The organism is Pseudonocardia sp. TMWB2A (assembly GCF_017312135.1).
This window is the reverse complement of the sequence record NZ_QKQY01000001.1, coordinates 503264-530205: the sequence shown is the minus strand read 5'-3', so window position 1 is coordinate 530205 and position 26942 is coordinate 503264. Positions and strand designations below refer to the sequence as shown.

The window sequence follows — 26942 nt, the reverse complement described above, 5'->3', positions numbered from 1 at the left end:
GGGATATGGAGTGGGATCGTGACACAACCTCCCTCCGCCCGCTCACCCCAAGTGCGCAAGATAGCATCGCGCCGGTTTCTGGCGCTGCATTTCCCTTGGCTGTCGGCAGATCGCTGGCAGCGGGCGCAAACGGGGTCGGGCGGGTGCGTCGCGCCTGAAATAGCGGTCAATATCCCGCTCGCTTTTATCGAAAAGCAACGGGGTGCCTTTCGCCTTGTTGCGGTGAACCGGTATGCGCATGAGCTTGATCTGCTCCCCGGTATGCCGCTCGCCGATGCGCAGGCGCGCGTGCCGGATTTGCACGCTATTCCCCACAATGAGGCGGCCAATGTCGCGTTGCTCGCTTATATGGCCGATCTCTATGATCGCTTGTCGCCGATGGTTGCGCTGCATCCGCCACAGGGGATACTCCTCGACATTAGCGGTTGCGCGCATCTGTTCGGCGGAGAAGCGGGGATAGTTGCGGCGGCCATACGGATAGCACAGCGCCAACATCTTCATGTCACCCCTGCCCTCGCCAGCACGCCCGAAGCCGCAGCCGTTCTTGCCCGTTATGTCGGGCACCCCGTTGATGATGAGGCGGCATCCATCCGTGCGCTTCCCATCGCTGCGCTGGAATTGTCACCCGACACGGAACGCGCGCTCGGCCATGCTGGATTGAAAACCATCGCCATGCTGGCAACCCGGCCAACCGCGCCGATTGCCGCGCGGTTCGGAATGGCGGCGGTTGACCGGCTCGAGCGAATATTGGGCCGCACGGATAGTCGCATCACGCCGCGCCGCGCTGCGCCTGCTCTGGTGCTCGACCGCATCTTTGCAGAACCGGTAGCGCGCACCACGGATATGCTGGAAGCCTTGCGTATTTTGTTGGACAGGCTGTGCGAACAACTTTTGGAACGGCATCAAGGCGGGCGATCCTTTCGCGCCAGCCTCTACCGCACCGATGGTGTGCGGCGCGATCTTACCGTTGAAACCGGACAGCCGGTGCGCGACAACAGCGTCGTCATGCGTCTGTTCACAGACCGGATTGACACATTGTCGGACCCGCTTGATCCGGGCTTTGGCTTTGACCAGATTCGCCTCGCAATCCTTCATGTCGAGCCATTGGGGCTTGCCCAGACCGCACTTGATGGCAGCGACGACGCTCGCGCGCAGGAAGATGTCGCCTGCCTGATGGACCGGCTTTCCATACGCTATGGCGAACATTGTTTTTATCGCTTGGCGCCCCATGAAAGCCACCTTCCCGAACGGACGCAGCGCCGCATAGCCGCAAACGCTGCTATGTCCCAATGGCCAACCGCGCCCGATGGCGAGCCGCCGCTGCGCCCGCTCTTCCTGTTACGCCCACCGCAATTGGTCGAAGTGCTGGCCGCCGTTCCTGACGGACCGCCGCGCCGCTTCTTGTGGCAAGGCCACGCGCATGAAGTGGTGCGTCATGAAGGCCCCGAACGTATTGCACCCGAATGGTGGAGGCAGCCGGAAGGAAAGCCGGGCCGGACCCGCGATTATTACCGTGTCGAGGATGCGGATGGCCGCCGCTTCTGGCTGTTCCGCCACGGACTTTTCGGAAAGGAAGCCGAACATCCGCAATGGTATATGCACGGGCTATTTGCATGAAAAAAACATTAAATATCCCCCGCTTTGCCGAATTGTGCGCCGCGACCAATTATAGCTTTCTGTACGGGGCATCCCATCCTTCAGCCATGGTGCTACGCGCTTATGCGCTGGGCTTGCGCGGGATCGGCATTGCCGACCGCAACACGGTCGCAGGGGTCGTGCGTGCGCACATCACCCTGCGTCGCCTAAAGAAAGATGCTCAAGAAAAAAATATTGCCTTCCCCGATTTTCGTTTGGCTGTCGGCGCACGACTGGTGTTCAGCGACGGGACACCGGATATTATCGCTTATCCTGCCACACGCTTTGGTTGGGGGCGTTTGACGCGGTTGCTGACAGTCGGAAATATGCGTGCGGTAAAAGGAGATTGTATTTTACACCTTTCCGACTTGCTGGCCCATAGTGACGATTTGTTGCTAATTATCCTCCCCGAAAGCAGCGCGACCGGACAACAGGCGCATAAAGCCCCACTTGTTCCCGAATCGCCCCGCCCAGAGCCAATATTGGCCGCGCTAACATTGGTGCCGCCCGAAGGCGCAACGCCGATACTTCGCCATACAATCGACCAGCTTAACCGGGTGGCAACGGGTAATATATGGCTTGCTGTCCGGATGAACCATGAAGGCAATGACGCGCGGAGGCTCCACGCGATGCAGGTCTTGGCGGCGGAAAAAGATATTTCCTTGCTTGCTACCAGCGATGCGCTTTACGCCGATGCCGCGGACCGCCCCTTGCAGGATATACTCACCGCCATCCGTCATGGTGTCACCATCTCCGAAGCGGGGTTCCGTCTTGCCGCCAATGCCGAACGCCATATCAAACCCCCGGCTGAAATGACGCGTCTCTTCGCCCAAGCGCCTCATGCGATTGACGCCAGCATCACCTTTTTAAACCGCATCCATTTCACACTCGATGATCTCAAATATGAATATCCGCATGAACCGGTGCCGCAAGGGTGGGAGCCGCAAAGCTGGCTGGAACATCTAGTCGAAAAAGAAGCGGAGCGCCGTTTTCCGAATGGAGTGCCAGACGCCTATCGCCAAACAATGGATGAAGAATTCGCCCTCATTCGCTCAAAAAAATATGCCTGCTATTTTCTGACCGTCCATGACATCGTCCAATATGCGCGCAGTCTGACGCCGCCAATTTTATGCCAAGGGCGGGGAAGCGCGGCCAATTCGCTCGTCTGCTATTTCCTTGGAATTACGCCGATTGATCCGGTCGATCAAAAATTGCTGTTCACGCGTTTTCTCTCCGAAGATCGTGATGAGCCGCCCGATATTGATGTTGATTTTGAACATGAACGACGCGAGGAGGTGATGCAATATGTCTATCGCCGTTTTGGCCGCCATCGCGCCGGCATCGCTGCAACGGTTATCCATTATCGTCAGCGCAGTGTCATCCGGGAGGTCGGCAAAGCTCTCGGCTTTTCCGAAGATGTGACGGCGCGCATGGCCGGCACGATCTGGGGGAGCTGGGGCGCAAAAGAGCTTCCCGATGACCGGATCGAACAGGCTGGCTTTGATACCGGCAATCCCGCGATGCTGCGCTTCAAATCCTTGGTCGATCAACTTCTCAATTTTCCGCGTCATTTGTCCCAGCATGTTGGCGGTTTTGTGCTGACCGAAGGGCGACTTGATGAAACCGTCCCCATCCACCATGCGGTGATGGAGGATCGCAGTTTTATCGAATGGGATAAGGATGATATCGACGCCCTAGGGCTGATGAAGGTCGATGTACTGGCCTTGGGGATGCTCACCTGCATCCGAAAAAGCTTTGACCTGATGCGCCGTCATGGTTTGGGAGATCTCGTTCTCGACACGGTCCCAAAAGAAGATGAAGCCACCTATAAGATGCTGCAAAAAGGCGACAGCATCGGCACGTTTCAGGTCGAAAGCCGCGCGCAAATCAGCATGTTGCCGCGTTTGCGCCCTGAAACATTATATGATCTTGTCATTCAAGTCGCGATTGTCCGCCCCGGCCCCATTCAGGGCGGCATGGTCCACCCTTATCTGCGCCGCCGTAATAAAGAGGAAAAAGCCGATCTCCCCGGATCGCGCGACGACCCTGATGAATTGAAAGATGTGCTGGGTAAAACATTGGGCGTTCCCTTGTTTCAGGAACAAGCAATGAAGCTTGCTATCATCGCCGCGCATTTTACTCCGGCAGAAGCCAACGCATTACGCCGCTCGATGGCCACTTTCCGCAGCCGCGGCACTATGGGCGATCATCAACATCGCTTGATTGAGGGTATGGTGCGCCGCGGATATGCACAGGATTTTGCCGAACGCTGTGCCAAGCAGATTGAAGGCTTTGGCGATTATGGCTTTCCCGAAAGTCATGCGCAGGCCTTTGCCTGGCTCGCTTATGTGTCGTCATGGCTAAAATGCCATCATCCGGCGGTATTTACCTGTGCGCTCCTCAACGCCCAGCCGATGGGTTTTTACGCGCCCGCACAGTTGGTGCGCGATGCGCGTGAACATGGGGTGGAGGTGCGCCCGCCCGATATAAATTATAGCGAATGGGACAATATCCTCGAACCGCGCCCCGATGGCGCGCTGGCGCTGCGATTGGGCTTCCGGCAAATAGGCGGCTTCCGTGAAGATTGGGCGCACCAGTTGGTCGGCGAGCGCATAATGAACGGCGCGTTCCGCAATGTGGATGACTGCGCACGGCGTACCGATATTGACCGTCGCGCCCTCCATTTGTCCGCCGATGGCGATGCGATGGGATCGATGGCGCTTTCCCGGCGCAATGCATTATGGGCTACCCGGCGCAGTGCAAGGGGCACATTACCCTTGTTTGAAGCGGCGGGGATTAGTGATCAGGGAACCGAGCCGGATATGGCTCTACCGCTCATGCCTGCGGGTGAAGAGGTGGCCGTCGATTACCAGACCTTGCGCCTGTCACTCAAAGGTCATCCGCTGGAGTTTTTACGGGGCGCATTGGCACAGGAAGGCGTGATGACCACCACCGCCGTTAATACCGCACGCAATGATGCATGGGTAAAAACCGCAGGGTTGGTACTCGTGCGCCAGCGTCCGGGCAATGGCAAGGCTATCTTCCTGACGCTGGAGGATGAAACCGGAATCGCCAATGCCTTGCTATGGGAACGACTATTCGCCCGTTATCGTCGCCCGGTCATGGCGGCGCGGTTGATGCTGGTTACAGGACAAGTGCAACGCAGCAAAGAAAATGTTGTCCATCTTATCGCCCGCCGGATCGAAGATAAGAGCATCCTGCTTGATCAACTATTCGAAAATGATCCCGCCTCCGCCACACCGCTTCCGCGTGCGCATCATCCCAGAAATGTCCGCCTAATCCCCAAGTCGCGTGATTTCCATTAGATCGACGGCGTTTTTCAAGCCCATGCATTTACGCCATTTTATAGTGTTTGCCTTTAAATTCCGCGCACACGAAAATTCGCTTGGGTTTGACTTTCATATCGCGGCATATGCTCAAAAGGCTTCAATTCTGACACTAAAAGCATTATTACCAATTTAATACCAATTTCGAGATTCCGGGGGATAAGCGGTTATGGTCTATTATTTGGGCGTGGATGCAGGCGGGACGTCGAGCAAGTCGCGCTTGATTGATGGGACCGGCGCTATCCTTGGCGAAGGCAAAGCGGGGTCGGCCAATGCGCGGATTGGCACCGAAGAATTGCATGAAACCTTGCTTGATGTGTGTAGGCAGGCGACCGATCAGGCGGGCTTGGGCGCGGAGGATATTGCGACCATCCGCTGTGGCATGGGGATAGCAGGCATCAACCGCATGGGGATGAAGCAAAAGCTGCAAACGCTGACCTTTCCGTTCGCCCATGTGATCTTTTCATCCGATTCGGTGATTGCCAATCTGGGCGCGCATCGCGGCGGAGACGGAGCCATTCTCATTCTCGGCACGGGAAGCGTCGGGCTAATCAAGCGCGGCGAGGATAGTTCGAGCGTCGGCGGCTATGGCTTTCCAATTTCCGATGAAGGCAGCGGCGCGGCGCTGGGGCTAAGCGCCATCCGCCACGCCTTGCGCGCGCTGGACGGGCGCACCCGCCCTACCCCGCTCAGCAAGGCGATCACCAAGCAATTCGACCATGCGATCCCGCGCGTCATCGACTGGATGGATGATGCGGCACCGGGCGATTATGCCGCTTTTGCACCGCTGGTCATGGATTATGCCGAAAATGGCGACGAGATTGCGGTGTCGATTGTGACCGATGCCGCGCTTCATGTGGAGCGGTTTATCGAAACGATTTTGGCGCGCGGGGCAACGCGCTGTGTATTGATGGGCGGGCTTGCCGAGCGGATGAAGCCTTGGCTTAAACAGCGTATCGTTGCGCGGCTGGAAGCGCCGATGGGCGATGCGCTGGACGGCGCGCTCATCCTTGCAGGCTATCCCATGCCGCCGCAGGAGGGTTAAGCCCAAAAGCTAAGCGGCTCCCCCCGCAATCCAGACTTTTTGTGCCTCAAGCGCATCATCAAGATGCACAAGATCGGCGGCATAACCCGCCGCTATCGTCCCACGCTGTGTTTCCATACCGAGCAGGCGCGCGGGCGTCCGGCTCGCCATGATGCTGGCCTCGGCCAAACCAACGCCCATCATGCCGACAGCGTTGCGCACAGCGCCCGCCATATCGAGCGCCGATCCTGCCAGTGTGCCATCACCCCCGCGCAATGTCCCATCACGCGCAAAAATCTCCGTCTCGCCGAGCAGGAAATGCTCCTGATCCCATCCGGTGGTTGGCATAGCGTCGGTGACGAGCATCAGCCGCTCCGGTCCCAAAGCCTTATAGGCGACGCGCAAGGCAGCGGGATGGACATGATGGCCATCGACAATGATGCCTGAGGTCAAACCATGATCGAGCGCCGCCCCGACCACCCCCGGCGCGCGGCTTTCAAGGCCGGTCATCGCATTATAAAGATGCGTGACCGCACTTAGCCCTTCGTCAACCGCGCGCTCCATAGCCTCATAGCTCGCAAGACTATGGCCCGCCGCCACGATGACGCCGCCTTCAACCAGCGCGCGGATTGCGCCGGGCGGCGCATTTTCGGGCGCGAGCGTGACCAAAGTGCGGCCATGCTTGAGCGATCCCAAAAGGGCGAGTGCCTCTTCGTCCAGAACCCGGAATTTGGCGGCATTATGGATGCCTTTCTTTCCCGTATTGAGGAACGGCCCTTCGATATGGATACCCGCAATGCCGGGGACGCCCGCCTCAATCGCCGCATCAACCGCTGCGATGGCCGCCGCGACCACCTGCAGATCATCGCTAATGAGCGTTGGGAGGAATGCGGTCGTGCCGAAGCGACGATGCGCCTCTGCAATCGTCGCAAGGCCGTCCACCGTCGGGCTGTCGTTGAACAGCACGCCGCCACCGCCATTGACCTGTGTGTCGATAAAGCCCGGCACGAGCGTGCCGCCGTCGAGCGGCTCGATTACCAAATCAGCGTCCAGCTTTTCGACCGGAATGACGGCCTCGATACGGCCCTCAGCCATGACCAGCGCATGGTCATGAAGCAACGCACCGCCGGTCAGAATGGCCGCGCCGGTAAGAGCGATACGGGTCATTGCGTGCGGGTCACTTTGCTGAGCATTGGCGGCTGGTCAGGATTAAGCCCGCGCGCAAGGGCGATGCGGTTCATCAGGCGGTAGAAGCTTTGCACCATTGCGAGCGGCGCGGTGACGGGGTCAAGGCCTTCCTCTATCGGTAAAGCTTGAATGTCCGGCAGATGTGCGCCCGCTACCGCAAGGCGCGCACCCCCGTCGGCGAATTTTGCGACGGTGTCGGCAAGCCCTGCTGACGCACCATCTTGCGGGACGAAGACCAGCACGGGGAAATCCTGTTTGACGAGCGCCATCGGGCCATGCAGCACTTCGGCAAGGCTGAAGGCTTCGGCGTGGATTCCGGCAGTTTCCTTGAATTTGAGCGCCGCTTCGGCGGCCGCTCCCAAGGTCAGCCCCCGCCCCAGCACGAATAGGCTTTGCGCGTCGGCGAAACTATCGGCAGCGGTCCAGTCCTGATTCCAGGCAGTGCGCAACGCTTGCGGGAGGGTGTCGAGGGCTTGGTGGAGTGCAGGGTCGCCGCTCCATTCGGCGGCGAGGTGTATCAATGCGGCGAGACTGGCGAGGTAACTTTTTGTCGCCGCGACGCTTTTTTCAGGACCGGCATGGAGCGGAATCACATGGTCGGCCAATTTTGCGAGCGGTGAATCTACGTCATTGACGAGCGCAATAATTACCGCGCCTGCCTGCCGCGCGGCTTCAGCCGAGAGTAGCAGGTCGGGGCTTTGTCCGGATTGCGAAATTGCCAGAAAAGGCTGGTTTTTCATAGCCGGTAGCACATCGCGATAGATGGACGATATGGACGGTGCCTGGCTCATTGTGGCGAGATCGAGCCGCGTTTCAAACAGATATTTGGCAAAGGTCGCGGCATGGTCTGAGCTTCCGCGTGCGCAGGTAAAGACCATGCGCGGAGCGAGATCGCGCAACCGCGCACCCAGCTTTTTCATGTCCGTACAATTTGTCGCAATCTGCCGCGCGACCACATCCGGTGCCTCCGCCGCTTCGGTGAACATCAGGGTTTCAGTCTCGGCCGGGAGCATCGTCATAGGGCATATATAATACCTATATAATACCAATTTACCAGCCCTCGTTAGGCTGCTAAAATTGCCTTATGAATGAACAGCCCGCGCCCCATATGTCCGTCCTAATCGCAGCCCTCGCTGCAACCCTCGCCCCGATCTTCGGCGCGCGTCTGCTCACTGCCGCTGCCGCGCGCGCGCCTTATGCGCAAAGCGAAGGCCATCACCATTATGACCCGCCCGGCCTTGTCGTTCAGCCCGAAACCATCGAGGAAGTCCAAGCCGCTGTCCGCGCGGCTGCAACACATGGTGTGTCCATTGTCGGCTATGGCGCAGGCACCTCGCTTGAAGGCAATGCCGCGGCCAATGCCGACAGCCTGCTCATCGACTTCAGCCGCATGAACCGCCTGCTTGAAGTCAGCGAAGCCGATCTCCTCTGCGTCGTCCAGCCCGGCCTCACCCGCGAGGAACTTAATCAGGAATTGCGTGCAACCGGCCTGTTTTTCCCTGTCGATCCCGGCGCAAACGCCTCACTTGGCGGCATGATTTCCACCCGTGCATCGGGCACGACCACCGTGCGCTATGGCAATATGCGCGACAATATATTGGCGTTGAAAGTCGTGACCGCCGACGGTACGCTTCTCCATACCGGCACCCGCGCGCGCAAATCGGCGTCGGGCTATGACCTCACCCATTTATTCACCGGCTCCGAAGGCACGCTCGGCCTGATTGTCGAAGCAACCTTGCGCCTCCACGGCCAGCCGGAAAAAATCCTTGCCGCGACATGGGATTTTGGCAGCGTCCAAGGCGCGGTCGATACGGTGATCGCGACCATCCAGTCGGGCGTGCCGATTGCGCGCATGGAATTGCTAGACGAAGAAGCGATCCGCGCCTGCAACGCGCAAAGCGGCCTTAGCCTCGCCGAACGCCCGACATTATTCCTTGAATTTCACGGTTCCGACGCGGGGGTGCAAGACCAACTCGCCACCGTCAAACTGATCGGCGAAAGCTATGGCGGCGGCACACTCCATTTTGCGAGCGCGACCGAAGAGCGCAACCAGCTATGGACCGCGCGCCACCGCGCCTTATGGTCGGCCAAAGCGATGATCCCCGGCGCGACCGCCTGGACCACCGATATTTGCGTGCCGATCGGCAAGCTTGAAGAGGCGATCATGCGCGCCAAAAGCGCCATCGCCGCTTCCGGCCTGTTTGCGCCCGTCCTTGGCCATGTGGGTGACGGCAATTTCCATGTGATGTTCATCCTGCCCCCTGACGACCCAACAAGCTGGGACAAAGCCCGCGCGATCAACGCCGCGATGGTCGATCATGCCCTATCGGTCGGTGGCACCTGCACGGGCGAACATGGCATTGGTTTAGGCAAACGACAGGCGATGCTCGCCGAACATGGCGAAGAAGCGGTCGCGCTGATGCGGCGGGTGAAGGACGCCCTCGACCCTGACGGGCGGCTTAATCCGGGGAAGATATTTTTGTGAGCCGAGACGGTTAACAGTTCGCGCGGAGGCGCGGAGCCGCGGAGATTTTTGGCGGGGCTCACGCCGAGGCGCAGAGGAATGGGAGACGCAGAGATGTTCGGGACGTGAAAGAAACCCATGATTTCCCTTCTCCCGTTCTCCCAGAGTAGCGCCCGCATTATTCAACAGCGCATCGCCTGCAGGCTTGGACTTCACTCAAAATCAAAGGGCGGACAGGTTTAGCGCCCTCCTTCACAACATCCGGCGCAGCACGCCGTCCCGCTTGACCAGCAAATGCCAAGCGGCTGCGCTTATATGCAGCGCGATCAAGCCCATCAGCAGCCAACTGCCATATATATGCGCATACCAGGCATAAGCGCGCAGGCTTTCATCTTCATATTGCGGGGTGAACAGGGTCGGCACGGTGAAGGCCGACAGCACACGCATATCTGCCTGCATATGGACATAAACAATATATCCCGCGACCGGCATCAACAAAAGCAGGGCGTAAAGCAGCAGATGGGTCAGGTTTTTGAGCCGCACCTGCCAGCCCGGCATCGCAGCATTATCGTGCGGCGCGGCGTTTCCTATCCGCCACAATAAGCGCAACAGCATCAGCGCAGTCAGAAAAATGCCGATCTGGAAATGGATATGGATTAGCGCATAGCTTTGGTCGCGGTCCTTGGTCGCCTCGGCCTCCCAACCGAACCAGATCATCGCCACGACCAACAGCGCCACTGTCCAATGCAGGACGCGCGCGATGAGGCCCCACTTATCCTTACTATTGCGCCAAAATGCCATTTTCACCCCTCCCCCTTCGCGTTACAAATTGACGCGCTTTTGCGTCTACAATATAACATAGGTCAATAAAAAGACGGTCCAATTGTGGTCCAATCGGGTGGATGACGCTGCATGATGAATCGCCGTATATTTACCTCCGGCCTGCTGTTCGGCTCGGTCGGATTTTCAACCTTGTCGTGCAGCGCGCCGTCCAATGCGGTGCGCCCACGCCGCGACCTTTATAATTGCGAAGGCTGCGATGTAGTGTTCGAGCGCGCCAAGGCCAAGCTCGGCGCGACGTTGCGGCTTGCCGAGGCCAGCGAACCGGGCGAACGTATGTGGCTTTCCGGCACGATCTTCCAAAACGATGGCGTAACACCTGCGCGCGATGTCATTCTGTACGCGCACCACACCAATAATGACGGGCTTTACGCCCACGGCACCAACGAAAATGAGTGGAGCCGCCGACATGGGCGCTTGCGCGGATGGGTACGGACCGGCGCGGACGGGCGCTATGCCTTTGATACGGTCAAACCCGCGCCCTACCCCGACCGCACCATGCCCGCCCATGTCCATCTTTATATCGGAGAGCCGGGGCGGCGGTCTTATTATGTCGATGATGCGGTATTTGCCGGAGAGTTTCGCGTCGATGCCGACTATATCGCACGGCAGGAATTACGCGGCGGGAGCGGTATCGTGCCTGCCGTCAAGGACGCGCAAGGCGTGTGGCAGGTGCGGCGCGATATTATTCTGGAGCCGCATCCGGTTTAGGGGTTCGGGCGTGCGTTGCCGTCCCGCACGATAGGGTTTGCGCGGGGTTACGGAGTTTTTCTTGTTTGACGCCGAGGCGCAGAGATGTTGGGAGCGTTGCAGAAGGCATGGTTTCCCTCCGCCCGTTCCCTCTGGGTGCCGCCCGCAAGGACGCTCTATCGAAGGGTTTAGCCTAACAAATGTGCTTCGGTACGGGCTTGTTCAAAACCACCCCAGCACAAGCGGCGTGTAAATATAAAATTTTGCGGTAACATTAAACGCCAGTGCATTCATTCGCTTAAAGTTTCAGCACCCAGCCCTTGCGTTTCAGAAATGGCATCGCGGCGCAGCATAGGCCGCTGGTCACGAGCGAGAAGAGGAGGGCTGCGAGTGGCGGGGCTAATCCGGTGGCGGCGAGCTGGTTGTAGAGCAGCGCCCAGACGAGAAGGCCCATGCCTGCGGTCACAAGCGCGAAACTGGCGGTCCACAGAGACTTGTTGAGCGGGAGGATGGGCATGAGGGCGACGCCTATCGCGACGAGGATGACGCCAAGGACCGCGAGCGTGCCCGTCTGTTTTTGCAACCCACGCGCGCGCATGAACTGCATCACCGCAACGCCGATCAACCCGCTCGCTATCGACGGGAGGGTCGAGAGCAATCCTTCGGGATCCCATGTCCCGCGATGTGCGCGGCCGGGGAGGATATGCTGGTCGAGCCAACCGGCAAGCCCCTCCCCCGCTGCAAGGCTGGGCGCACCGCCATCGGGGGTGCCGACCTTAAGCAGCAGCAGGCTGTGCGCGAGCAGGATAAGCGCGGCGAGCGCGGCGCTGAACCCTGCCCCTTTGCGCACCATCACAATCGCGGCGCATAGGCCATAGACAATGGCGATGCGTTGCAGCACGCCGGTCCAGCGTATGTCGCCCATCTCCAAGGTCGGGCGAATGAGCCAGCCGAGCAGCACACCGATCGCAAAAAGCAACAAAGTGCGCCGCATAATCGCGGGCCATAACGCGGCCCCGCTGGTGCGCGCTTTATCGAGCGCGAGCGGAAGCGACAGGCCAACCATCAGCAAAAACCACGGAAATACCAGATCGGCGAGTGTCAGCCCGTTCCATTCAGCATGTTTTAGGAGGCCAAAGGCGGTCCCCGCCCCTTGCAGATTGACCAGCACCATGAGCAGCACATCGACCCCGCGAAACGCATCGAGCGACAGGTCGCGCGGCGCTTTCATAGCAACCGCCGTTTGAATGTCACGCAAGCGTCACCGCGCCCGATAATTCGCTCACAAATTCAAACCGGTCGCCGCGATAAATGGAGCGGGTGAGTTCGACCGGTTGGCCGTCCGCTCTACGGGTGACGCGCTCTATGCGCAGCACTTCGGCTCCTTCGCTGATCGACAACAGCAACGCATCGGCAGCGGACGCGCGCGCGGCGCGGATTTTCTGGGTGCCGGACACCGGGCGGTTTCCTTCGGCCTCCAGGGCCTGATAGAGCGACGGCCCCAATGTCTTGATCGGTGGCAGCATATGGGCGGGGATGATCGCATGTTCGACCGCAAGCGGCTCGTCATTGGACAGGCGCACGCGGCTCAGATGCGCGATTTTCGACCCCGGCTCGATGGCGAGCAGTGCGGCTTCATTATCATCGGCATCGCCATAATCGCGGCGGATCCAGATTGTATCGACATTATCGCCGCGCGCGCGCGCATCTTCGGTAAAGCTCGACAGATGCGATCCCGCAGCCTGGATGCGTTGGGTCACAAAGGTGCCGGAGCCTTGTTTGCGCTGCAATAATCCTTCGTCGATAAGCTGTTCGATGGCTTTGCGCACGGTGACGCGCGAGGCCCCCACAAGGTCGCATAATTCGCGTTCGGGCGGGAGCGCCTCGCCGGTGACAATATCGCCTTCGATGATGCGGTCGCGCAGATCATTGGCGATCTGGACATAAAGCGGCGAATATTGGTCGCCGTAAATTTCCACCCGCCGCCGCGCCATCAGGTCATGTCCTTTGCCGCGTGTCTGGCCGCCGCCAGCGCATCGACCGCGCCGCGCAGACGGCCCTTATGGTCGGCAAGCAGCGCCTTTGCGCGCGCCTTGTCCGCACCCATTGCGATAAGCGTCGCGACCTTGATATTGCGGTCCGCCGCATCGAGCGCGGCATAAGCGGCCTCCAAGCTACACCCCGCCAGTTGCGCGACAATCCGCGCGGCGCGGTGGCCAAGCTTTTCGTTGGAAATGACCATATCGACCATCAGCCCGCGATAGACTCGCCCCAGCCGGAGCATGATCGCGGTGGACAGGATATTGAGGACCGCTTTTTGCGCGGTGCCTGCTTTCATGCGGGTGGACCCAGCCAATATCTCGCTCCCCGTTTGCGCAAGGATGGCATGATCGGCGGCGCCAAGCAATGGTGCGTCCGGGTTATTGGCAATCGCGATGGTGAGCGCGCCTGCCTTTCTGGCGGCCTCGACCGCAGCGATAGTATAAGGGGTGCGCCCGCTCGCCGCCACACCGATGAGGACATCGTCGGCTCCGACACCCAGCGCCGCTATTTCCGCGCGCGCGGCAGCGCCATCATCTTCCGCGCCTTCGACGCTCGCCGCCAAAGCGCCCATACCGCCCGACATCAGATAGCCGAGCCGCGCTTCGGGCCAGCCGAAGGTCGGGCCAAGTTCGACACCATCCTGCACCGCGACGCGCCCCGATGTGCCCGCGCCTGCATAAAGAAGGCGGCCTTTATCGCCCATCCTGTCGGCAGCCGCATCGGCGGCGTCCGCTATCGCCTGAGTCTGGCTGTGGAGTGCGGCAATCGCGGCGGCCTGCCCGTCAATCATCGCCTGCACCGCATCCGCCGTCGGCCAACGGTCTATGTCCGCATAGAGCGGATCGACGCTTTCGGTATCAGCCATATGCGCGCTCTCCCGCTGCCGGTGCCGCCTTATTCTGGTTGCCCGTCAGGCAAACCAGTGTGGCGACCAGCGTACCGAAGCAAAGCTGGAACGGGAAGGCAATATTTTTGAGCATTACCGGCAGGCCGAGGCTGTCCACCACATAGGGCTGGAACAACAGGATCGTTACAAAGCCGATGACAAGTGCGGCGATGACCGAGGCCGCCGATCCGCGCTTGGTAAACACTGCCGTAAAATAGACACCGAGCAGCCCGGAATAAGCGAACGCCATCACGCCCAGCACAAATTCAAGCAGCGGGCTGTTACTATAGCGTTGCCAATAATAGCACAGGATCGACATGGCGAAGAGCGCAAGGCCGATGATAATCATCGTCACACGACCGGCGAAAATATAATGTTGCTCGCTCGGCTTTTCCTGCCCCTGCCGCTCCTTCCACGGGCGATAGAAATCATTCACGAACACCGCCGACATGGAAATCACACCGGAGTTGATTGCCGCCGCTGCAATCACGCCGACCGTCACCAGCCCGCGTAAGCCCGGAGGAATTTCGCTTAGGATGAAGTGCATGAAGACGGTAATCTTCTCGCCTTGGAAATTTTTCGAAATCTGGCTCGCGCTGGTCCCCATAAGGTCGGGCCGTTCATAGAAAATATAAAGGAGCGAGCCGATCATCAGGAACAGGAAAATGACCGGGATAGACACCCAGACCGACGCATAAAGCGCGCGCGCACCATCTTTGGAATCGCGGCAGGCGAGAAGGCGCTGCGTCGTGTCCTGATCCAGCCCCGAATTGGCAAGGTTAATCAACACAAGTCCTGTAAAGGCTGCCAGCACCGAAAAAGGCGCGGTGAGGCTCAAGGAGCTATCGACCATTTGCAGCTTGTTGACGCCATCGGGCGCGTGGCGCAGCCCTTCGATAATCTCCGGCACGCTCGCGGGAATTTTCATGAGCAGGAAAACCAGCACCATGATCGCCGCGCCGACATACAGCACGACCTGCACCAGATCGCTCCAGATGACCGAATTCAATCCGCCCATGAAGGTGAATACCAGCCCGAAAATCAGCAGGATGAAGGAGGCAATGATGATGTGCGAAGGCTGGACATCAAGAAACACGATCATCGACACGGCAATGGCCGCAAGATAAAGCCGCGCTCCGCTCGCCAACACGCGCCCGACCAGATACATCGCCGCCGCCGCGCGTCTTGCGGTCACGTTAAAGCGTTGCTCAAGCAGTTCGTAAACAGTGGACGCACCCATCGCATAAAAGCGCGGGATGAGAACCGTTGCGACCACCCAAGCGCCGATCAACGCGCCGACCGTGCTCATAATATAAGTATAATTGCCACGGAAACTATTGTCCGGAACGCCAAGGAAAGTCGCCGCCGACTGCACCGTCGATAACACCGACACCGCTACCAGCCATGTCGGCGCATGGTGGCTGGCAAGGAAATAATCGTCGGCCTTGGTCATATCGCGGCGCGTCGACAAATAGCCCGCCACCGCAAGGATCAGCACATAGCCACCCAAAATCGCCCAGTCGAAAGCGGTAAAGGAAAGTGCGTTCATCGGCCCACCCTAACGAGATAACGGGGTGCCTTTATGAGACACCCCGCATCATAACATCAATGCTTATAGGTAATCGACACACCAAAGGTCGTGCCCAGCACATCATAAGTATCGGGATAGGTATTATAGGCCCCCGCATTTTTGGGAAGCGGCGGCTTTTTGTTAAAGAGATTATCGACCCCGAAACCCAGTTCCAGCCCTTGAAGCGGCGTCGGGCGCAGGCTGAAATTAAGGTCGAAATAATTATAGGCCGGGATTTTTGCGGTGCTACCGACGGTCGAATCCTTGACCGACCCGATGCGGGTCCAGCCGATTTGCGCGGTGAGCGGTTCGCTGTCCCAGGTGAAGGTCGCACGGTGGCGGTAATCGGGGGCAACAAGCGTCACAAGGTCGGACGAACAGCGCGCACCATAGCTGCCCTTACAATCAACCGGCTCCAGCACCGCGTTGCGGCGGATCGAATAATCGGTCACAATCGAGCCGACATAGCCGAAATTCCACCGCTTGCCCGGCAGGCCGAACGGCACATCAAAGCCATAGCGCGCTTCAATGTCGATGCCTTCCTGCTTGATCGACGCCAAGTTGCGGTCATCGACATAGGCGTGGAGCAGATAGCCGGTGGCGGGGTCGCGGGTAATCGCCTGACACAGCGGATTGTCTGCGCGCGGATCAGTCACATAACAGCTTGAAATCGCATCGACCGGCTGGATTTGTCCGACCGCATCCTTGATGTTGATCTTGTACCAGTCGACCGACAGCATGAAGCCGGGCAGGAATCGCGGCGTCAATACACCGCCTGCGGTCCAGGTCTTGCCCTTTTCCGCATGGATGGTGGGGTTGCCGCCGAAATAATATTGCCCCTTAAGGTTCGCCGGATTGTCGGAATCATAAGCGCCTTTATAGCCCATCGCCGTACATTGGCTGATTGTCGCCTGATTGGTCGCGCCGACGCACGGGTCGCCAGCATAGCGCGGGAAGAGACGCGCAACGGTGCGTAGATTGGCGAACGGAATCGAGAAGATCGGGTTCGCAAATTCGCCAAGATTGGGATCGCGGATGACCGTCTGACGTGTGCCGCGCAGGCGCAGATCATCGCTCACCGTCCAGTTGACGCCAAGCTTATGCGTCGCATAATCCTGCTTCACGCCGAAGGAGCGGGTGTACCAGCTTTGGCGATACGCACCTTCGACGGTAAGTTTTTGAATGAGCGGCACATCCTTGATGACCGGCACAATAAGTTCGCCGAACAATTCATGCACGCTGATGAACGGGTCGACCACCGGCGAGCTTTCCGCGCCTTGGTTGAACGACAGGCCCAAATCCGCGCCATAATCGAACTTGCCCTTTTCGTGGCGATATTCATAGCCTGCGGTAAAGCCCCACGGCCCGGCCCACCCATTGAAGAAATCGCTGCTATCGCCCGACAGATAGGCCGATGCGACCTGCTGGATACGGGTGCGGTCGCCATAGTCGAAATCGCGCACGAGCGGGGAATAATCGCCGCCGGGGCCGAAAATATCGGTGGCGTTGGCAAGGCCCGCGAACGCCGATTTGAGGCCGTCATTCTTGACCGTAATTTCTTCCTTGGAGCGGCCATATTGATAATAAGCGTCCCAACGGATCGCGGGAGTTAAATCACCGCGCAGGCCAATCTGGCCTTGAATATTGTTGCGCTCATTGGCGGCATAAGTGGTGCCAAGCTCGCCCAGCGACTTTTGCACATTGACCGTCGCGACGCCATTCACAAAGGTCAGCATCGAGCGCGCTTGCGCATCGAGATAGGGATTATCTTGACGGATCTGGACATTGATGCCCGCCGCCCCCGTCGTAATCGGGTTCTGGCCCGAACGGGTGCCGCCCTTAGTCTTGACCTTGGCATACATCACGCGGCCATAGGCTTCGATGCCGTCGGTCAGTTCATAGTTGAAGAACAGGTCGGCATTGATGCGCTGGAGCGGCTGAACCAGCAAAAATTCCGGCGTATAATCGGTCGTCTGCGGGGTCAGCGTGAACTGGCCATTGGCGTCATAGGAAAATTTCCGTCCGCTCGCCACATCGGTATAATTGCCGCCAATGGGAAGCGTCGCCACGCCCTTGCGCGCAAAATTACGCTTGCCTGCGAGCAGCGCATTGCGGTCGGTATATTCGACATAGCCGAGGATATTGCCACGATCTCCAAGGTTTGCGCCCGCCATCAAATGCGCGCTCGCTTGCGACCCGCCGCTGCTGACCGCACGATAGCTCGCATTGGCGGTGATGCCTTCATAGTTGCGCTTGGTGATGAAGTTGACGACGCCGGCAACCGCATCCGCACCATAAACCGCAGCAGCGCCGCCCGTCAGCACATCGACCCGATCGAGCAAAGCCGCCGGAATCGTGTTCACATCGACCGCGTTGCGGAAACTGAAGGGCAGCGCGCGCGTGCCGTTGACCAGCACAAGAGTGCGGTTCTGGCCCAAGTTCCGCAGGTCCAGCGTTTGCGCGCCAAAAGCATCGCTGCCGACCGAAGTTGCATTGACGCCGCCCGCAAGCTGCGGGACTTTGGCGGTGAAGTCTTCAATCGTGACCGCGCGTTGCAGCTTGATCTGCTCGCCGCCCAAGGCACTGACGGGGCTGGTCGAAGTGAGGCCCGGCGAGCGGATGCGCGTGCCGGTGACGACAATGTCGCTCTCGCCCGATGTTTCCGCAGCAACACTCGCGTCACTGGCCGCCTCTTGCTGATCCTGCGCATAAGCCGGGACCGCCGCCAACATCATCGACACCGCCAGCACAGCACTCCCGCCCATCAGGCGGCGCGAAACATTAGAAACCATCAGACTTCCCCTTTTTGTCTTGCCCCCACGGGCAGGCATCATGTCATGAATTTGTAACGCGAATTATCCCAGCTTCACGCGCCATGCAATACCATTTTGATACCAATTTTTATGGGGAGGAAACTCTGCCGGAGGAGCGTAGCGCAACATTGCCCCTAGCTCCTCCCCGAGCTTGCTCGGGGAGGTGGCGCGCGCGTTAGCGCGTGACGGAGGGGTTGCGAGCGATAGCGAGCGTGCCGAGCTGTCGGAGATGAAGGGGGTTCGCTTACGCTCACCACCCCTCCACCATTCGCCTTTGGCGAACGGTCCCCCTCCCCGAGCAAGCTCGGGGAGGAACTGTTTTTTTCACCCCACCCGCAATAATTGGCTCGGATAGCTTTCCACCAATTTCTGCGCTTGACGCCAATCTTGGGTCAGCCAATGGGCCTGTTCGGCCGCATCCAAAATCACCGGCATTGAAAACACGCCTCGGTCCACCAGCGCACGGTTGGCGTCGGTGGTGACAATCGCAAAGGCGGGATAGTCGGTCGTGTCTTTCCAAATCCCGGCAAAGGCGAACAATCCGCCCGACACCACACCACATTCCACCGCCCGTCCCTTGGCGCGGAGGGTGAAGCTGGTAGCGGGCACCAGGCAGCGCAGCCCCACATGGCGTAAATTTCCAATCCAGAACGGGCTTTCCAGATTGCGCACGGTCAGCACTGCCGCGTCTCCGCCCTTTGGCGGGGGATAGCCCCAGAAAAAGGGCCGCAACATCCGCTTGCCATCGGGCCGCGCGGTGATGACCGGCGCAGGCGACAGCGCATTGACCGTGCCCTCCTCCCACACATCCTGACCAATGCTCGCGCGGAAATGGTCACCTATGGCAGGAGCGCTGGCATCAAGTTGATATTGGTGCATCAATCTACCCCGGAAGATGTTGGGATATCGGGATATTCAACCGCAAACCAATCCGCAAAAGCCGCGCGTTCTTCGCCGCGCATATGCAGCCCGCATTTGGTCCGCCGCCATAAAATATCGTCGGGCGCGCGTGCAAATTCCTGTGCGACCAGATAGCGGACTTCGGCTTCGGTCAAACCCCCGCCAAAATCGCGGCCCAGTTCGGAAAACATGGCAATATCACCCAATAAAATATTGGTTTTACTACCATAGCAACGGAAAAGACGGTGCAGATATGCCTTGCCCAGCTTGGGATAAGCCGCCTCCAGCTTCCGGCGCTCCACCGCAATATCCCCGACGGCAAAATCGCCGCCCGGCAAATGCGCGCGTGCGGTCCAAGGCGCGCCTTGCGCCCCCAGCGCATCCTCGACCCGCTCCAGCACGGTTTCGGCCAGCTCGCGATAGGTGGTGATTTTACCCCCGAAAATGGAGAGGATCGGCGCGTCACTTCCGCCCTCCCCTACGTCCAGCGCCAACACAAAGTCGCGCGTTACCGCGCTCGCATCCTTGGCATGATCTTCATAGAGCGGGCGCACCCCGGCATAGCTCCACACCACATCATCCGCCGTGATATCGTGGAGAAAATAACGGTTCGCCGCCGCAACCAGATAGGCGGTTTCGGCCTCCGAAATGGCGGTCCCCTCCTCCGGCGTCCCTACCGATACCTCGGTCGTGCCTATGAGCGTGAACGCTTCCTCATAGGGGATAGCGAAGATAATCCGGCCGTCTTCCTGCTGGAACATATAGGCCCAATCGCCATCATGGAGGCGCGGCACGATGATATGGCTGCCTTTGACGAGCCGCACATGGGCGGCTTCATCATGCGCGCGATATTGGGCGATGATGCGGTCGACAAAAGGCCCGCCCGCATTTATGATCTTGCGCGCCTCGACGCTGGTGCCGTCACCCAATTCGGCCTGCCAATGGCCGTCCCTGCGCTGGAGGCCGGTGCAAGCGGTGCGGGAACGTAATTCCCCGCCGCGTGCGACAAAATCGACCGCGTTCAACGCCACCAATCGCGCATCATCGACCCAGCAATCCGAATAGGCAAAGCCCGTCACCAGATCATGATGGAGCGGCGCGCCCTCGCGCACATGACGCAGGCGTAGCGTGTCGGTGCCGGGGAGCAATTCGCGCTTGCCCAGATGATCGTAGAGAAACAGGCCCAGCCGCAGCAACCAGGCAGGCCGCATCCCCTCCACTACCGGCAGGATGAAACGCAGCGGCCAGATAATATGCGGGGCCGCGCGCAACAAAATCTCGCGCTCCCCAAGGGCTTTCCTGACCAACGCAAAGTCATAATGTTCCAGATAGCGCAGGCCGCCGTGGATGAGTTTCGTGGACGCGCTTGACGTATGGCTCGCCAAATCCTCCTTTTCGACGAGCAGCACCTTATAGCCGCGCCCCGCCGCATCGCGCGCGACGCCTACGCCGTTAATCCCGCCGCCTATCACCAGAAGATCATACATTTTGGCCGCCATTCCTTTTGCAACGCGGCTTGACCCCATCCGCGCGTCGCGCTCTATTCTCCCTCATAAGGGGAAGCGCATGACAGGCAACCGCCAGAGTAAGATTATCATTCTCGACGAAGGCACGACATCGACGCGCGCGATGCTGTTTGATGCGGGCGGGACATTGCTGGGGAGTGCGCAGCGCGACCTCACCCAATATTATCCAGCGCCGGGTCTCGTCGAACATGATGCAGGCGAGATTTGGGATAAGACGCTCACCTGCTTGCTCGAAATGATTGCCCATGCGGGCGGCGCGGGCGAAATTGCCGCCATCGGCATCACCAACCAGCGCGAAACCGTAGTTTTTTGGGATAAGGAAAGCGGGCAACCGCTCACCCGCGCCATTGTGTGGCAGGACCGGCGCACCGCAGATCGCTGTGCCGCGCTCAAAGTCGAGGGTGCGGAAACGATGGTGCAGGCCAAGACTGGCCTGCTGCTCGACCCTTATTTTTCTGGGAGCAAAATCGGCTGGGCGCTTGAAAATTGGCCGGAGCTCAAGCGCGCCGGAAGCCGCCTTGCGGTGGGAACCATCGATAGCTGGCTTGTTTATAAACTCACCGGCGGCGCGCGGCATCTGACCGATGCGTCTAATGCCTCGCGCACCGCTTTGATGGACATCGAAAAAGGCGGCTGGGATGCAGAACTTTGCACGCTGTTCGGGGTGCCGATGGAGATTTTACCGACCATCGCCGACAGTATCGGGACATTCGGTGCTAGCGACGCGCGGCTAACCGGCGCCGCTATTCCGATCACCGGCATTGCTGGCGACCAGCAGGCCGCGACCATCGGGCAAGCCTGTCTGTCGGTCGGCGAAACCAAGGCGACCTTTGGCACAGGAGCCTTTGTGCTGACCAATACGGGCACGAAAAAGCCCGTCTCGACCAACCGCTTGCTCGGCACCATCCTGTACCAGCAGCAAGGCGAGCGGCATTATGCGCTGGAAGGGTCGGTATTTGTCGCGGGGTCGCTCGTCCAATGGCTGCGTGACGGGTTGAAACTCATCGGATCGAGCGCGGAAACCGAAGGCTTGGCGCGTTCGGTGGAGGATAATGGCGGCGTGACTTTAATCCCTGCGCTGAGCGGGTTGGGCGCGCCTTGGTGGCGCTCCGATGTCAGCGCAACCATGACGGGTATGAGCTTTGCCACCGGCAAGGCGCATATTGTGCGCGCCGCTTTGGAGGCGATGGCGCACCAGACGCATGATTTGCAACGCGCTTTTGCGGCAGATGGCGCGGATTGGGCGGGTTTGAAAATCGACGGCGGGATGAGCGCCAATGACTGGATCGCACAGGATCTGGCTGATATTTTGCAAGTGACGGTCGAACGGCCCTTATTCGTCGAAACCACCGCCTTGGGTGCGGCAATGCTGGCGGCTGTTGGGGCCGGAATTTATCCAGACCTCAAGGCCGCAGCTGTGATGCGCGGCGAAACGCAAAGCTTTGCGCCACAGATGAACGAGCAGGTGCGCAGCGCAAGGGTCGTGCAATGGCGCGGCGCGATGGAGCGGTTGCTGGGATGAAGCTGGCGGTGATCTAGCCCCTCCTCCTTTAGGGGAGGGGCCTACGGAGACTTAGGAATTTTACGCGCAAGCGAAAATTCTTAGTCGTAGTGGGGTGGGGTTTGTCGGCAAACGCCGTGCCTGACTGACAACCCCCACCCCAACCCCTCCCCTGAAGGGGAGGGGCAAAATTGTGTCGCCACACACCCCGCCCAAAAAGAAAGGGCGCCCGAAACCGGACGCCCATCCGTTTTTTGCTTGGCGCAAGAAAAGCTTATTTCTTGAGCGTCAAACCACCGAAACGCTTGTTGAAGCGTGCAACCTGACCGCCAGTGTCGAGGAGACGGCTGTTGCCGCCGGTCCAGGCCGGGTGCGAGGTCGGGTCGATATCGAGTTGCAGCGTGTCGCCTTCCTTGCCCCAGGTGGAGCGCGTTTCGAACACATTGCCGTCGGTCATCTGGACCTTGATCATGTGGTAATCGGGATGGGTATCTTTTTTCATGTCAATAAGCTCCGATAAATTGGCTGGTTCCGACCAGCCTCTTGGATGCAAGTAAAAATCGAAGCCGCGCCCCTATCGCAGAGCGCGGCCTAAAGCAAGGTTTATCCGTTGCCGTTAGGAACTGGCCTACCGACTTATTCCGGCGCGTCGGCAATCATTGCGGTAAATTCACATTCCGCCGCCAATCCGTCTTCCAGCTCGGCGCGGCCTTTGAATTTGCAAATGGTGCGCTTTTGCTGGAGGATTTCGGCATGAAGGCTCAGCAACACGCCGGGTTCAACCGGCTTTCTGAACTTCGCGCCTTCAATCGCCATAAAATAGACGAGCTTGCCCGAATTGGCGAGGCCAAGCGATTCGACCGCGAGGACGCCAGCCGCTTGTGCCAAGGCTTCGACGATCAGTACGCCCGGCATGATCGGGCGGCCCGGAAAATGGCCTTGGAAGAAAGGCTCGTTCATCGACACGGCTTTGACCGCATGGATGCTCTTGCCCAATTCCATCGACACAACGCGGTCGACGAGCAGCATCGGATAGCGATGCGGCAAAAGTTGCATGACCCGCCGGACGTCCAGCGGGCCACGCATTTCATTTGCGGCAGTGTCTTCGCCTGCCATGTGTCTTAGCGGCCCTTGGGTGCCGGTGCCGGAGCTGCCGCCGGAGCGGGGGCCGGCGCAGGGGCTACAACATTGACCGAGGGAAGCTGGCGGTTCAGTTCGGCCAGCACATCATTGGTGATGTCCACCGACTTTGCGGTCGCCATCGTCACCGCCATGTCGAGCGCAATATTCGCACCCTTGGCGGTCATTTGCTGGGTCACGATGGGGTTCAGGCGATCTTCGATCTGCTTTGCAACATAAGCGCGGTTACGACCGAACGTCTGTTCGCCGCGTGCGATTTCCTGCTGTGCTGCCGATTGCTTCTGCTGGAACGCGGTCGCACGCTGTTGCAGCGCGGCGTCGGGAGCTTTGCCGTTCAGCGCCTGAATAGCGGTGTCGAGCGACTGGGCTTCGGTCTGGAGCGGCTGGCCGAGCTGCTGCGCACGGGTCTGGAGCTGCTGAAGCTGGGTCTGAAGCTGGGTTTGTGCCGCCTTGCACGCGGTGCATTCGGCAAAGATACGCTCGCGATCAACAACCGCAACAACGGCGGGGCCGATCTTTTGCGCCTGCGCGATGGACGGAACAGCCGCGGCAGCACCAACGGCCAGAATGGTCAGAAGAGTCTTTTTCATCAGAATTGGGTTCCTACATTAAAGGTGAACAATTTTGTATCGTCGCCGGGTTCTTTGAGAAGGGCACGCGCCACGTCGATGCGGAACGGACCAAATGGGGAATTCCAGTTGACGCCGACACCAATAGAAAGACGCGGCTTGGCCGAATTACCATAAAAACGTTCTTCAAACGGGGAAAGGGCGGTGAAGCCTTCCGGGCAGACATTATACTGCGTGCCCGTTATCGTTGTTCCGTTGTCGCCGGTGGTTACCGATTGGGTCGCAAATTTCTGCTCTCCGGTGGTCCCGTTGCGGCAAATGGATTTGATGATTTTTTCCCCGCCGACAACATCGGTAAATGTATTTTCAAGCGTGGTCAGCGTCGGCGTCTTCACTCTCCACACCGAACCGATGTCAACAAAGACCGAAGGGCGCAAGCCCATGGATTTGGTTCCGGATCCCATCGGAATTTCCAGTTCGGCACGGCCCATATAGAAAGCCCGGCCACCCAACGCATCGTCCACCGCGCCTTTGCGGAAAAGGTTGAAAACGGGGTTTTTGGGGTCGGTAATGTCAATTGCCGCCTTATCTGACATATCGGCATAATATTTGAGAACGCGCGGACCGATGCCGCGAATATCGAATCCACGCATTTGCGGTTCGCCGAGGAAGAAACGGTCGTTCAGACGGATCTCGTCTATGCCGGGACCACGGCTCTTTTCGAACGGGTGGATATAGCCGCCTTGCGCCTGTACCGAGAAGATGAAGCCCTTGCCCAAATTCCAATATTTGTCGGCATTGAGCGAAGTGCGCAGATATTTGACGTCCCCGCCAAGGCCAGCAAAATCCTGACTAAGCGCGATGCTGTGACCGCGCGTCGGGCGCAAGCTGTTGTCGCGGCGGTCATAGGCGATGGTATAACCCAGAAGCGAGGTGGTGCGCTTGCCGATAGCATCGCAAAGATAACGGCCCGCAATATAAGGATCGCACTTGCCGCCAAAATAATAAATATCCTTGTCGAGGCTGACCTTGTCCAGATTGAATGTATAGCGCCCCTGCATCGTCATATATTCCGTGAGCGGCACACCGATCCGGATGGACGCACCCGTGGTCGATTGTTCGAATGTGGTCTTGCGCTCGTTCGAATTGATGAAGTTGAACGAGTTGAGGTCGCGGCGGTAAATGCTGCCGCTCAATGCAATATTGCGGTCGAACAGATAGGGTTCGGTAAAGCTCAGCTCCGCCGATTTGGAATAGCTCGACCAGTTGACCGAGGCGCCAAGCTGTTGCCCTTTCCCGCGGAAGTTGCGCTGGCGGATCGAGCCATTCAAAATGAAACTTTCAAGGCTGGAGAAACCGGCCGAAAGCTGTAATTCGCCGGTCGATTTTTCTTCGACATTGGCTTCCAATATGATGCGGTCCGGTGCGCTGCCGGGCTTTTGTTCGATTTTCAGATTTTCCTGAAAATAGCCGAGCGAATTGATGCGGTTTTCCGAACGCTTGACGGCGAAAGTATTGAACGCATCGCCTTCATTCAAACGGAATTCGCGACGGACAACCTTGTCCTGCGTCAGCGTATTGCCGTTCACATCGATACGTTCGACATAAACGCGCGGTGATTCCCCGACCTTGAACAAGATGCCCATGGTCTTGGCGTCTTTATCGCGCGAAAATTGCGGATTAATATCGGCAAACGCATAGCCGAACATACCGGCGGTTTCGGTGAGGCGGTCGACCGTATCTTCGACCAGCTTGGCATTATACCAATCGCCCTGCTTCATCGGCAGCGTGGCCTGCAGCATTTCCGGACGGAAATCGCGCAATTCGCTTTCGACCTTCACATCGCCGAATTTATAGCGTTCGCCTTCTTCGACTACATAGGTGATGATGAAGTCCTGCTTGTCGCTGGTAAGCTCGGCCACCGCCGACACTACGCGGAAATCGGCATAGCCTTCAGTCAGGTAAAATTGACGCAGCTTTTGCTGGTCATAAGCCATGCGGTCGGGGTCATAGCTGGTATTACCGCTGAGGATGGTGGTGAGACCAGCCTGTTTGGTCGCCATTTCGCCGCGCAATTCGCCATCGGAAAATTGGGTATTGCCGATAATGTTGATCTGGCGGACCTTGGATTTCGGCCCTTCGTTGATTTCGAACACGATGTCGACGCGGTTCTGGTCAAGCTGGACCATCTTCGGTTCGACGCTCGCGGCATAGCGGCCTTGGCGCTTGTAAAGTTCAAGGATGCGCGCAACATCGGCGCGGACCTTGGAACGCGTATAAATCTGGCGCGCCTGCATCTTGATTTCAGGGCGGATTTTATCTTCTTTGAGGCGCTTATTGCCTTCAAGGATGACGCGGTTGATGACCGGATTTTCCTTGACCTGAATGACCAACGCGCCCTGATTATCGGTAATCTGCGCGTCAGCGAACAATTCGGTCGCGTAAAGATCCTTGAGCGCCTCGTCCAACGACGCGCGCGTATAAGGTTGGCCGGGGCGCAGGCGGATATAGGATAAGACTGTGTCGGGTTCGAGGCGCTGGTTGCCGACGACGACTACCGAACGGATCGTGCCGACCTGCTGCGTCGTCACCAGCGAGGGGGCGGTTTGGGCAGCGGGGTCTTGCGCAGCCGGTGCGGGTGCTGGCGCAGGCGCGGTTTGGGCCGCAGCGGGCACCGCCATCGAGACGAGGATTGTTCCCGTCAGCAGCACGGCCATAAAACGGCGCGAGGTATGAAACTGGCCACCGCTCTGGTTGTTTTTCGCTGTCACGCGCATCTATCCTCTATCTCTAATCACTTTGTGCA

General features: G+C 58.9%; 20 protein-coding genes. 6 read left to right on the top strand and 14 right to left on the bottom strand.

The features are described from left to right. Positions 1-18: 18 nt before the first annotated feature. The 3 genes from DMP17_RS02395 (at position 19) to DMP17_RS02385 (ending at position 6027) form a co-directional block, all read left to right on the top strand. A complete protein-coding gene (locus tag DMP17_RS02395; protein WP_337827484.1) occupies positions 19-1617 on the top strand; it encodes a hypothetical protein in 1599 nt (532 codons plus the stop codon). After that, on the top strand, positions 1590-4961 hold the full coding sequence (locus DMP17_RS02390) for an error-prone DNA polymerase (RefSeq protein ID WP_337827483.1): 3372 nt from the start codon (positions 1590-1592) through the stop codon (positions 4959-4961). The genes DMP17_RS02395 and DMP17_RS02390 overlap by 28 nt, the downstream gene beginning before the upstream one ends. A 190-nt stretch (positions 4962-5151) precedes the next feature. Then, on the top strand, positions 5152-6027 hold the full coding sequence (locus tag DMP17_RS02385; protein WP_337827482.1) for a BadF/BadG/BcrA/BcrD ATPase family protein: 876 nt from the start codon (positions 5152-5154) through the stop codon (positions 6025-6027). A gap of 9 nt (positions 6028-6036) precedes the next feature. Here the strand turns inward: DMP17_RS02385 and nagA are convergent, their stop codons facing one another. Both nagA and DMP17_RS02375 read right to left on the bottom strand, forming a co-directional pair. Beyond that, on the bottom strand, positions 6037-7173 hold the full coding sequence (gene nagA / locus DMP17_RS02380; RefSeq protein ID WP_337827481.1) for an N-acetylglucosamine-6-phosphate deacetylase: 1137 nt from the start codon (positions 7171-7173) through the stop codon (positions 6037-6039). Beyond that, complete coding sequence (locus DMP17_RS02375) at positions 7170-8213, bottom strand: SIS domain-containing protein (RefSeq protein WP_337827480.1); 1044 nt, start codon at positions 8211-8213, stop codon at positions 7170-7172. Before DMP17_RS02375 ends, nagA begins: the two co-directional genes overlap by 4 nt. A 65-nt stretch (positions 8214-8278) precedes the next feature. On the opposite strand from DMP17_RS02375, the gene DMP17_RS02370 reads away from it, so the two are divergent. Then, complete coding sequence (locus DMP17_RS02370) at positions 8279-9679, top strand: FAD-binding oxidoreductase (RefSeq protein WP_337827479.1); 1401 nt, start codon at positions 8279-8281, stop codon at positions 9677-9679. A 231-nt stretch (positions 9680-9910) separates the two neighbouring features. Here the strand turns inward: DMP17_RS02370 and DMP17_RS02365 are convergent, their stop codons facing one another. After that, positions 9911-10459 carry a cytochrome b gene (locus DMP17_RS02365; protein WP_337829750.1) on the bottom strand — a complete coding sequence of 183 codons (549 nt, stop codon included), beginning with the start codon at positions 10457-10459 and terminating at the stop codon, positions 9911-9913. Positions 10460-10570: 111 nt separating this feature from the next. Between DMP17_RS02365 and DMP17_RS02360 the strand changes: the two genes are divergently transcribed. Beyond that, positions 10571-11209 (top strand): dioxygenase family protein, encoded by a 639-nt coding sequence (locus DMP17_RS02360; RefSeq protein ID WP_337827478.1) that lies wholly within the window; start codon positions 10571-10573, stop codon positions 11207-11209. 277 nt (positions 11210-11486) lie between these two features. Here the strand turns inward: DMP17_RS02360 and DMP17_RS02355 are convergent, their stop codons facing one another. The 7 genes from DMP17_RS02355 to glpD all read right to left on the bottom strand — a co-directional run bounded on the left by DMP17_RS02355 (position 11487) and on the right by glpD (position 20887). Further along, positions 11487-12419 carry an acyltransferase family protein gene (locus DMP17_RS02355; protein ID WP_337827477.1) on the bottom strand — a complete coding sequence of 311 codons (933 nt, stop codon included), beginning with the start codon at positions 12417-12419 and terminating at the stop codon, positions 11487-11489. A gap of 19 nt (positions 12420-12438) precedes the next feature. Continuing rightward, positions 12439-13182, bottom strand: a complete 744-nt coding sequence (locus DMP17_RS02350) for a GntR family transcriptional regulator (RefSeq protein WP_337827476.1) — start codon at positions 13180-13182, stop codon at positions 12439-12441. Continuing rightward, positions 13182-14096 (bottom strand): N-acetylmuramic acid 6-phosphate etherase, encoded by a 915-nt coding sequence (locus tag DMP17_RS02345; protein WP_337827475.1) that lies wholly within the window; start codon positions 14094-14096, stop codon positions 13182-13184. Before DMP17_RS02345 ends, DMP17_RS02350 begins: the two co-directional genes overlap by 1 nt. Continuing rightward, the gene (locus DMP17_RS02340; RefSeq protein WP_337827474.1) at positions 14089-15666 is read right to left on the bottom strand and encodes a sodium:solute symporter; all 1578 of its coding nucleotides are present in this window, start codon (positions 15664-15666) and stop codon (positions 14089-14091) included. The genes DMP17_RS02345 and DMP17_RS02340 overlap by 8 nt, the downstream gene beginning before the upstream one ends. Before the next feature lie 56 nt (positions 15667-15722). Then, positions 15723-18521 carry a TonB-dependent receptor plug domain-containing protein gene (locus DMP17_RS02335; RefSeq protein ID WP_337827473.1) on the bottom strand — a complete coding sequence of 933 codons (2799 nt, stop codon included), beginning with the start codon at positions 18519-18521 and terminating at the stop codon, positions 15723-15725. A 303-nt stretch (positions 18522-18824) separates the two neighbouring features. Further along, on the bottom strand, positions 18825-19379 hold the full coding sequence (locus DMP17_RS02330) for an SOS response-associated peptidase family protein (RefSeq protein ID WP_337827472.1): 555 nt from the start codon (positions 19377-19379) through the stop codon (positions 18825-18827). After that, positions 19379-20887 carry a glycerol-3-phosphate dehydrogenase gene (gene glpD, locus DMP17_RS02325; RefSeq protein ID WP_337827471.1) on the bottom strand — a complete coding sequence of 503 codons (1509 nt, stop codon included), beginning with the start codon at positions 20885-20887 and terminating at the stop codon, positions 19379-19381. The genes DMP17_RS02330 and glpD overlap by 1 nt, the downstream gene beginning before the upstream one ends. Before the next feature lie 79 nt (positions 20888-20966). Here glpD and glpK point away from each other — a divergent pair, with 79 nt between their 5' ends. Further along, positions 20967-22448 carry a glycerol kinase GlpK gene (gene glpK / locus DMP17_RS02320; RefSeq protein WP_337827470.1) on the top strand — a complete coding sequence of 494 codons (1482 nt, stop codon included), beginning with the start codon at positions 20967-20969 and terminating at the stop codon, positions 22446-22448. A 253-nt stretch (positions 22449-22701) separates the two neighbouring features. Here the strand turns inward: glpK and rpmE are convergent, their stop codons facing one another. The 4 genes from rpmE to bamA all read right to left on the bottom strand — a co-directional run bounded on the left by rpmE (position 22702) and on the right by bamA (position 26907). Then, the gene (gene rpmE, locus DMP17_RS02315; protein WP_337827469.1) at positions 22702-22929 is read right to left on the bottom strand and encodes a 50S ribosomal protein L31; all 228 of its coding nucleotides are present in this window, start codon (positions 22927-22929) and stop codon (positions 22702-22704) included. A gap of 134 nt (positions 22930-23063) precedes the next feature. Further along, complete coding sequence (fabZ, locus tag DMP17_RS02310; protein WP_337827468.1) at positions 23064-23543, bottom strand: 3-hydroxyacyl-ACP dehydratase FabZ; 480 nt, start codon at positions 23541-23543, stop codon at positions 23064-23066. A 5-nt stretch (positions 23544-23548) separates the two neighbouring features. Continuing rightward, positions 23549-24157 (bottom strand): OmpH family outer membrane protein, encoded by a 609-nt coding sequence (locus DMP17_RS02305; RefSeq protein WP_337827467.1) that lies wholly within the window; start codon positions 24155-24157, stop codon positions 23549-23551. Then, positions 24157-26907, bottom strand: coding sequence for an outer membrane protein assembly factor BamA (bamA, locus tag DMP17_RS02300; protein WP_337827466.1), 2751 nt, complete (start codon positions 26905-26907; stop codon positions 24157-24159). The genes DMP17_RS02305 and bamA overlap by 1 nt, the downstream gene beginning before the upstream one ends. Positions 26908-26942: the final 35 nt, after the last annotated feature.